The following is a 9063-nucleotide window of genomic DNA, read 5'->3' on the forward strand; positions in this document are numbered from 1 at the left end:
ATTGTCATCTCGAGCGGAGCTGCATGTCGATATGAGAGCAAAGGTATTTGGCTCTATTGAGACTCTGAGCCCCGAGATCTCCGTCCCAATGCGGCTTGTGCCATTGGGAGAGTGGAGAATCTCGGTAAACGCCGCCAGTGACTCATCCATCGGTAAATACCGGTCGGCGGGAAGCTGCCGTTTGGCAGTCAGTTCAGTGTAGAGTGTCTTTTCGGCATGATATCCCGTACACCCTTTGCCGCTTCGCGGCATTCCCCTCAAGGGGACACGAGGGCGTTACGCGCTTTCCTTCCCGCCGCACAGGTCATTCTGAGCGAAGCGAAGAATCTCGGTAAACGCCGCCAGTGACTCATCCGTCGGTAAATACCAGTCGACGGGAAGGGGCGTCTGATTGTCCGAAGTCTGAAGTCTGATGTCTCTCTGCTTTCGGGAATACAGTCCAGCATCGGCGGACAGCGGACAGCGGACAGCCCATTTCTTGAAATCATCAAGTTGCCCAGTCTCTCATTTTCCTGTATAATATTATTATAATTATTTAATGTTATAATATTTCATTTTAATGAACAGCTTGTATCTTAAGGAACCATATGAACTGCTACGACAGACATTACCTGAAAATTGCACTGCCTGCCGCACTGGAGGGGCTTTTTATGATTCTCCTGGCTTCCACGGATCTCATCCTGGTGGGGGCTCTGGGGAGTCTTTCTGTGGCTGCGGTAAGCATTTTCCTCCAGCCCCGGCTTATCCTTCTCTGTTTTTCCCGTTCCCTGGCGTCGGCGGTGACGCTGGTGTCCTGTAATTATGCGGGCCGGGGAGAGAAGGAGCCGTCGGCGGATCTTTTGAAAAAATCCATCTTTCTGGGAGCCCTGGCACTGGGCCTGCTTCATGGACTGTTCTATCTTTTCCTCAAGGATATATTCATCCTCATGGGAGCATCGCCGGATTATCTGCCGCAGGCCATGGAGTACGGCCCGCTGGCGCTTCTGGCGGTGTATTTCACATCCCTCACCCTCATCCTGCAGGCGGTGCAGCTGGGCTACGGGGATACGGCTTCCATTATGAAGACCAATATCTGCGGAAATCTTTTGAACGCAGCACTGAGCTTTCTCCTCATCCGTGGTCTGGGGCCCGTCCCTGCCTATGGGGTCCTGGGCGCCGCCATCGGCACCGCCGCAGGCACCCTCTTTTCGCTCCTCTATTCCTATTTCCTCCTCCGGCGGGAGGGCTTCTTCCACGGGGGACGGTGGATTCCGGATATGGCCTATTTCAAAAAGGTGGGACCCCTTTTCGGCAGCGTCCTGAGTGAGCAGGGAAGCGAACGCATCGGCATGGTGCTCTTTTCCCGCATGGCCGCCGGACTTGGCACGATGCCCTTTGCGGTGCACAGTATCTGCATGAATATCTGCGATATTTACTATGATTTCATCATGGGTTTCGGCAAAGCAGGCATGGTGACGGCAGGACAGGCCGTGGGCCGGGGAAGCGGCGCCGACTGGCAGCAGTACCGGAAGAGGGGGCTTCGCTGGTGCATGATTCTTTCCACCGCCGCCTGCGGAAGCATCCTTTTCTTTAAGGATGAAATCTTTTCCATCTACTCCCCGGACCCTGCCCTTCACGTCCTTGCAGGAACCATCATGATTTTCATCGCCCTGGTAAGCTACCCCGAAGCCATCGCCCTCTGGGGCGCCGGCATTCTCCGGGGCAGCGGGCAGACGGCCCAGGTGGCGGCCTATTCCTTCCTGTCCATCACCTTCCTGCGCCCTCTCATGACGGCGTTCTTCATTTATGTGCTGGACATGGGGCTTATCGGCACCTGGTGCGCCCTTCTCCTGGACCAGGTCATCCGCGCCTCCTGCGCCTCCTTCCTGGTGAACCGGCTGGCAGGGAGACGGGCCTTCCTGGCCGATGCAGGATAGAGGAAATAATTTGCAGTGTGGGAAATCGGAGCCATGAAGAAATTTCCTTTCACAGCGGCACAGTCCCATGGGCACGGGAGATCTCGGGGCTCAGAGACAAACAGAACAGAACCATCCGCTTCCATAACGGCATGCAGCCCCGCTCGAGATGACATGGCTGCGGGCCGCATACATAAAAAGGGGCGTGAAGAAATGTGAATCATTTCTTCACGCCCCTTTATGCTGCCCCAGTGATTTACTCCTTATCCACGGCCTTGGCGAAGAACCATTTATTAGTGAGGCTGTCATAGGTTCCGTCGTCCATGATGCGCTTCAGCGCTTCATTCACTTCTTCCTTCAGCCGGGGATTGTCCTTTGAAAGGGCAATGGCGAAGTTATCTTCCGTAGGAATCGTGCCGGAAAGGGTCAGATGGCTGCTGCCGCCATGTGACAGTTCATAAATGGCTGCCTGGTCTCCCGTAATGCCCACGTCCACTTCTCCTGCCTCCACGGCCCGAAAGATATCTGCATAATGGTCCATGGATACGATTTTCCGTAGCCGGTGCTCCTTCGCCTCTGCTTCACTGGTGGAGCCCCGTTTGGCCGCCACCACCCTGCCGGCCAGTTCCTCTTCATTCCGGACCGGGGGATTTCCTTTTTTTACAATGAGGGAATAGCCGCTCAGCCTGTAGTAGGAATCGGAGAAGGCCACCTGCTTTTCTCTCTGTTCCGTCACCGTAATGGCACCTATGGTCATGTCTACCTGTTTGCCTGCCACTGCATCCAGAAGCCTGTCAAAGGGCATGTCCCTGATTTCGATTTCCGCCCCCATACGCCGTCCGATTTCTTTGGCCAGGTCGATTTCAAATCCCACCAGGTGTTTGTCCCTGCCCACATAGCGGAAGGGCGGGTAGGCCGCTTCCGTAGCCACCGTCAGCACTCTGTCGCCGCTGCCGGCCTTTGCTTCTTCCCTGTTTCCGCCGCATCCCTGGACTATGGCCATGGCCCCCATCAGAATGACCGCTGCCATTACTTTTTTCAACCGCCTGTTCATAGAAACCTCCTGGTAACTCCCCATCTTATAACATTCTATAAATCATCTATATTAACTATATATAATATTCGTTAATTTTTCAACTTTAAAAATTCAAAAGTTTTTAATTCTATCTATTGGGACAAAACTAATAGCGCACCGGGGAATATCCGCCATGCGCCGCTTCATGGTCATTTCAGCAGTCCCCTATGGATATGAAATAAAAAAGACTGTGAAGAAATGGTTCATTCATTTCTTCGCAGCCTTTTCTTCATTCAATCAGGGAAGGGCTGATTAAATCGTTATCGAATTTCACTCCTGCATTTTTATTCAACGCAAGGAATAAGTCAACCCGAACAGCCAGCTGTGTAAGGAGCCCCCCCTGCCGCAGCAGTACATAAAAATTCTTATAAAAGCAAATTCTATGAATAAATCAGTGATTCCTTAGTACTTATAGTTCAGTGCCAGTGACCAGGCGCTGCTGTCAAAGCCATCTTTCCGGTTGTCGATGTCAAAGGCATATTCACCATGGAGGGACACATTTTTCTGCAGGGCCACATCGCCGAAAACGCTCCAGTAAGTCAATGTCCTGTCTTTGGGAATACCACTCCATACTTCCCCTGTATCATAGGTAGTGCCGTCCAGGTTGGCATTATACCCCACCTTGTTGTAAGTCACATTGAGGTCAAAGGTGCCCGGTTTCTTCAAGGAAAAATTGCTGTATCCCAGGCCGGCCTGCCAGGACTTGTCCGCCTTTTTGGCATTGGAATCCCAGTATTCACCGAAAATCTGGAAATTGTCCACTGGGACGGAAAGGTGGGTGCTCCACATATTATCAAAATGGGCAGTTTCCTTCCCCTTGTTTCCCGGCAGCTTCACATAGGCCGCCCTCAATTTGGCAGCGCCGAAGTCGTAGCCTGCTTCCGCCAGGAAGGTATCAAAGGTGGAGGAATCGTAAAGCCATCCATTATTCATGAGACGGCCAAAGGAAACGGAAGCATCAAATCCATCCTTTCCATAGGCCAGTTTTGCCCCTTTCAGGGTTGCATCAAACATGAATCCGTCATAAATGGTGACAGGCATACGGCCCAGGGTCACATTGGCATCACCGAAGGTATGGTTTACATAGAGCCAGTCCATGGTGGTCTCAGAGGTATCGTTCCCCTTGAAATCCATCTGGTTCTTGATACGGCCCTGTACATAGGTGGAATCATTGACCTGGCCCTTCACTTTGATTCTCATACGTCCCTTCCAGGTATCCGCTCTGGTTTCCTTGGAGTTATTGATATACCACATTTTAGCGTCGCCGGACCAGTACAGATTACCTGCCTTCTTTTCCAGGTTGGAAACGCGAAGGCCAAGGTTTGCCAGTTCATCGGCGTATTCGCCGGCCAGTTTGTCAAGGGTGGCTTTCTGCTCTGCATTCAGCTGGTCTTCCTTCGCCATGAGGCGGGCAATAATCTGGGCCAGCTCGAAGCGGGTAATATTTCTTTCTCCCTTGAAAGTGCCGTCGGGGTAGCCTTCCACCACCCCCTGGTCAGACAGGTCGGAAACCGCCTGGTAAGCCCAGTCATCGGTGGAAACATCGGAAAAGGGATTGGCTGCAAAAGCAGAAACGCCGGCAGTCAGGGCTGCCGCTGCAGCCAGTGCTATGATTTTCTTCATAATAAATGTACTCTCCTTATATATAATAAGTTTCCTGTCCGACTTGTGGCCAATGCATTTCATATCGGCAGGAAACTGTTTGCGAAAGGTTTCCTGTCCGGCTTGGGACAGATGCGTTTCATACCGACAGGAAACTATTCGCGTATGGTTTCCTATTCGGCTTGGCACCAGTGCGTTTCATATCGGCAGGAAACTATTTGCGTATGGTTTCCTACTCGACATGGCATCAATGTGTTTCATACCGACAGGAAACTATTCGCGTATGGTTTCCTATTCGGCTTGGGACAGATGTGTTTCATACCAACAGGAAACTATTTGCGTATGATTTCCTATTCAGCTTGGGACAGATGTGTTTCATACCGACAGGAAACTGTTTGCGTATGGTTTCCTGTCCGACTTGGCGCCAGTGTGTTTCATACCGACAGGAAACTATTCGCGTATGGTTTCCTACTCGACATGGCATCAATGTGTTTCATATCGGCAGGAAACTGTCTCACTGTCTCACTGTCCCACTATCTCACTAGCCCACCAGCCCACTACCCCCTACCCAAACAGTTCGTCCGGCAGGATTTTGTTTTTCCCTTCTTCTATGGTGAAGACGGAGGCCAGGAGTTTTTTGGAATAGGGGTCTTTAGCTTCGGAGAGGTCGTGGATTTTTTCTACCACCCTGCCGTGCTGCATGACTACGATGTTATCGCAGAACATGTTGGCCAGGGCCAGGTCGTGACAGATGAAGAAGTAGGCCACGCCTGTTTCCATCTGCAGTCGGTGAAGAAGTTCGATCACCGTTTTCTGCACCGACATGTCCAGGGCACTGGTGGCTTCGTCACAGATGATGATTTCCGGCTTCAGTACGAGAGCCCGGGCGATGGCGATGCGCTGGCGCTGGCCGCCGGACATATTGTTTGGATAGCGGTCTGCAAAATCCTCCGGCAGGTCCACCAGGCGCAGCATTTCCCTGGCCCTGTCTCCCACCTCTTCTTTCCTGATGAGGCCGTAGTTCCGAAGGGGTTCGCAGATAATGTCTTTGACCCGCTGCTTGGGATCAAAGGCCGTGGAGGGGTCCTGGAAAACCATCTGGATATTTTTCCTGGCCTGCCGGAATTCTTCCCCTGCAAGGGCGGTCATATCCTTTCCGTGAAGGAGGATGCGCCCGCTGTCCATGGTGTAGAGGCGTGTCAGGATTTTGGCCAGGGTGGATTTTCCGGAGCCCGATTCCCCGACGATACCCAGGGTTTCTCCTTTGTGGAGGCTGATATTTACATGATCCGAGGCGGTGAGCTTTTTTCCGCCGCCCAGGTCGAAGGTTTTCACAATGTCCTCCATGCGGAGGATTTCTTCTCCATATCCCTTCATGCCGTCTCACCTCCCAGTACCGGTACGGCGGCTAGAAGCATTTTCGTGTAGTCCTCTTTCGGATGGTAAATGACTTCCTCCGCTTTCCCGTATTCCACCACCCGTCCCTGTCTCATGACCATGATATGGTCTGCCATATAGGCTGCCACGCCCATGTTGTGGGTGACGATGATGATGGCGGTATTCATCTTTTTTCTGACTTCCATCATTTCCTTCACAATGGCGGCCTGGGTGGTTACGTCCAGGGCGCTGGTGGGTTCATCGGCGAGAAGGAGTTTGGGATGAAAGGCCATGGCCATGGCAATGCCCACACGCTGCCGCATGCCGCCGGAGAGTTCAAAGGTGTAGCTCTTCAGAATCTGCTCCGGATCCGGCAGACGCACCATGGAAAGCATGTCCACCATGCGCTCATGGGCTTCCTTCTCATCGGTCATGCCGTGAAGGGCCAGGTATTCCCTGAACTGGACGCCAATGGGACGGATGGGATTCATCATGGCGCCGCTGTCCTGGAATATCATGGAAACGTCCTTCCCATCCAGCATGCGGTGCGTTTCAGGAGACTGCTCCCGGGTATCTTCTCCTTCGAAAATCACGGTTCCCTCTGCAATGTGCCCGCCTCCAGGCAGCACATGCTGGATGGCGCGGATGACCGTGGTCTTTCCTGACCCCGATTCCCCTACAATGGCAAGAATTTCTCCCTGCTCCAGGTTAAAGGAAACGTGGCGTACAACGGGCTCTGCCTTACCATAGGCAATGCCCAGATCTTTGATTTCTAACAGCATATTGGCTCCTAATACTTTATGAAATAAGGGTTCAGAGGGTTCAAAAGGTTCAGAGGGTTCAGAGGGTTGCGGATTGCCCTTCGGGCAATGAGTTTTATAATGCCGCCTTAACGGCGGCATGGGCTCGCCTCCTCTTTCAGTGTACAGCCTGCATAGGATATGCAAGTCAGACAAAGTAAGACGCCCTGTAGAGTAACGAATGAGTATCATCTTTCCGCCCGACCGAACTGTGCTTATAGAGGGAAAAGGTACCACCGGCGCGGTTGTACGGTTTTCGTTGCCGCGTCAGCGGCATACAACAATCCCCTCTGAACCAGCCCGCTCTGTGGGCGGAACCCGGGCCGCCCAGGGCCAAAGGCCCGATGGCGGCTTGAACCCTTTGAACCCGCTTGCAATCGGGAATACCTCCAGCCGCCGCAGGTGTCTCTACTCTCTTACTCTGCCGGAACGATGTCCTTGGTTACCCAGTAGTAGTCGCAGGGCTTAATGTCCGCATTCTTGACTTTCTTGCTGGAAATCATATTGGTCTGGGGGTAGCCGAAGACCAGGGTGGCCGCATCGTCCTGGATGATTTTTTCCATCTTTTCGATGATTTCCTTTCTCTTCGCCGGGTCGAATTCCCCTGCCAGCTGGTCGGAAAGGGCGTCGTATGCCGGATTGCTGTAGCCGGAGCCGTTCTGCGGGTTGCTGCCGTTCACATTGGTCTTCCAGTACATGTTGATGAACACTTCCGGATCCCCCGCCTGTTCGGCCAGCACGTTGGAAATAAGCATGTCGTATTCGCCGCGGGTGCCGATGCCGTCAAGGACGTTATAGTCCACGTTCTTCAGGTTCACCTTGATGCCTACTTTCTTGGCGTCGGACTGGGTAGCTTCGGCGAAGAGAGGCAGTTCTGCGCGGCCGCTGTAGTAGATGAAATCGAGTTCCAGGTTCTTGCCGTCCTTATCCACATAGCCGTCGCCGTCGGTATCCTTCCAGCCGGCATCTGCCAGCAGTTTCTTTGCATTTTCCACATTGTAGTTATCCGGGTATTCCGCCTTCAGTTTGTCGAAACCGTAATCCACGGACGGCGGAAGGAGGGGACCGCCGGGAGTGAAGGTGTCCTTCAGGAGCACTTTGCAGTAGGTGTCGCGGTCCAGGGACTGGAGCAGCGCCTTTCTCACATTCTTGTCGGCCAGGGGTTTGCCTTCAGAAACGTTAAGGCGGGCCAGCACGTCGCGGATGGAGGAAATGGTGCTTACGGTGAATTTATTCTTGTCCTGGAAAAGCTGCATGTCGCCGGGTGCAATGTTTACTGCCACATCGATTTCACCCTTCTGGAGAGCCATGGCCCGGGTGTTTGGATCGTCGATGGTATTGATCTGGGCATGGGCAAAGGGCACCTTGTCATAGTAATGGGGGTTGGCGTCCAGTTCCGTCTTTGCCTTGGAGAAGGATTTCACCATGTAGGGACCGGTGCAGACAGGGCCCTGCTTGGCAAAGTCCACCTTGCCGTCGGAATCGGTGTCCACAATGATGAAGAGGGGGTCCCCCAGCATGCCCGGCAGGGTGGCCACAGGTTTCTTCGTATAAATGGTTACATTCTGGCCGTCGGCGGTGATGTGGTCCAGTTCAAACATGGCTTTTGCCCTCGGCGCTTTGGCAAAGGTTCGTTCAATGGATTTCTTCACCGCTTCGCCGGTGACCGGTGTGCCGTTGGAGAACTTGATGTCCTTGATTTTAAAGGTCCAGGACATTTTATCATCGGACACCTTCCAGCTTTCTGCAATCCAGGGCTCTGCATTCATTTTGCCGTCAAAATGAACCAGGCATTCGCCGATGCCATAGCGCATGACCTGCCAGCCGAAGTAGTTGTCCGTGGGTTCCAGGCTGTCCGCAAAGTTCGTCACCCCTACGGTAAGGGTATCTTTTGCGGTTTTGGAGTTGGAGCCGGAACCGCCGCACCCCGTAATAGCAAAGGCCATCAGAGCTGCTGCGGCCAGAAGAGCACCTTTCTTGTAAATTGATTTCATCTGTTGAACGCTTCCTTTCTGTATGGAAATAAACGCCAAAGGCGTGGAAAAACTATGTGAAGGCCCGAAGGGCCCGGGTTGACGGGGCTTCGCCCCGAGGGTTGTGAATGAAAAAGGTTCTTAAGATCGATGCGCCCTGTGGGCACAAGGGTTCTTCGGTTTGACGGCCCTTTGGGCCGAGGGTTGTGGTGGCGGCTGGCGCCGCAGTTTATAGCCTGCGTTACGGCATAACCTTCCCGCCGAACCCGTCATTCTGAACGAAGTGAAGAATGGCCGGTCGGCCAGCCAAAAGGAAAGCCCTCTTATGGGCAGGCTAAGGG

General features: G+C 53.1%; 6 protein-coding genes. 1 reads left to right on the forward strand and 5 read right to left on the reverse strand.

Annotated features, from left to right (window positions below):
- Nucleotides 1-587: 587 nt before the first annotated feature.
- Complete coding sequence (locus tag QZQ29_RS07715) at nt 588-1916, forward strand: MATE family efflux transporter (protein ID WP_296962026.1); 1329 nt, start codon at nt 588-590, stop codon at nt 1914-1916.
- 235 nt (nt 1917-2151) lie between these two features.
- Here the strand turns inward: QZQ29_RS07715 and QZQ29_RS07720 are convergent, their stop codons facing one another.
- From QZQ29_RS07720 to QZQ29_RS07740, 5 genes are all read right to left on the reverse strand, one after another.
- Nucleotides 2152-2949: an ABC transporter substrate-binding protein gene (locus tag QZQ29_RS07720; RefSeq protein ID WP_296962028.1), complete on the reverse strand. Its 798-nt coding sequence runs from the start codon at nt 2947-2949 to the stop codon at nt 2152-2154.
- Nucleotides 2950-3372: 423 nt separating this feature from the next.
- A complete protein-coding gene (locus QZQ29_RS07725) occupies nt 3373-4593 on the reverse strand; it encodes an S-layer homology domain-containing protein (RefSeq protein WP_296962030.1) in 1221 nt (406 codons plus the stop codon).
- A 543-nt stretch (nt 4594-5136) separates the two neighbouring features.
- Nucleotides 5137-5949 (reverse strand): dipeptide/oligopeptide/nickel ABC transporter ATP-binding protein, encoded by an 813-nt coding sequence (locus QZQ29_RS07730; protein WP_296962032.1) that lies wholly within the window; start codon nt 5947-5949, stop codon nt 5137-5139.
- Entirely contained in the window at nt 5946-6731 is a 786-nt protein-coding gene (locus QZQ29_RS07735) for an ABC transporter ATP-binding protein (protein ID WP_296962034.1), read from the reverse strand. The genes QZQ29_RS07730 and QZQ29_RS07735 overlap by 4 nt, the downstream gene beginning before the upstream one ends.
- Nucleotides 6732-7165: 434 nt before the next feature.
- Complete coding sequence (locus QZQ29_RS07740) at nt 7166-8743, reverse strand: ABC transporter substrate-binding protein (RefSeq protein ID WP_296962036.1); 1578 nt, start codon at nt 8741-8743, stop codon at nt 7166-7168.
- Nucleotides 8744-9063: the final 320 nt, after the last annotated feature.

The sequence above is a fragment of the uncultured Dialister sp. genome (assembly GCF_900538805.1).
Taxonomy (GTDB): domain Bacteria; phylum Bacillota; class Negativicutes; order Veillonellales; family Dialisteraceae; genus Dialister.

Coding starts and splice junctions, on each gene's coding strand:
- QZQ29_RS07740 (WP_296962036.1), bottom strand. CDS start 8,743: ATGAAATCAATTTACAAGAAAGGTGCTCTTCTGGCCGCAGCAGCTCTG.
- QZQ29_RS07715 (WP_296962026.1), top strand. CDS start 588: ATGAACTGCTACGACAGACATTACCTGAAAATTGCACTGCCTGCCGCA.
- QZQ29_RS07730 (WP_296962032.1), bottom strand. CDS start 5,949: ATGAAGGGATATGGAGAAGAAATCCTCCGCATGGAGGACATTGTGAAA.
- QZQ29_RS07720 (WP_296962028.1), bottom strand. CDS start 2,949: ATGAACAGGCGGTTGAAAAAAGTAATGGCAGCGGTCATTCTGATGGGG.
- QZQ29_RS07725 (WP_296962030.1), bottom strand. CDS start 4,593: ATGAAGAAAATCATAGCACTGGCTGCAGCGGCAGCCCTGACTGCCGGC.
- QZQ29_RS07735 (WP_296962034.1), bottom strand. CDS start 6,731: ATGCTGTTAGAAATCAAAGATCTGGGCATTGCCTATGGTAAGGCAGAG.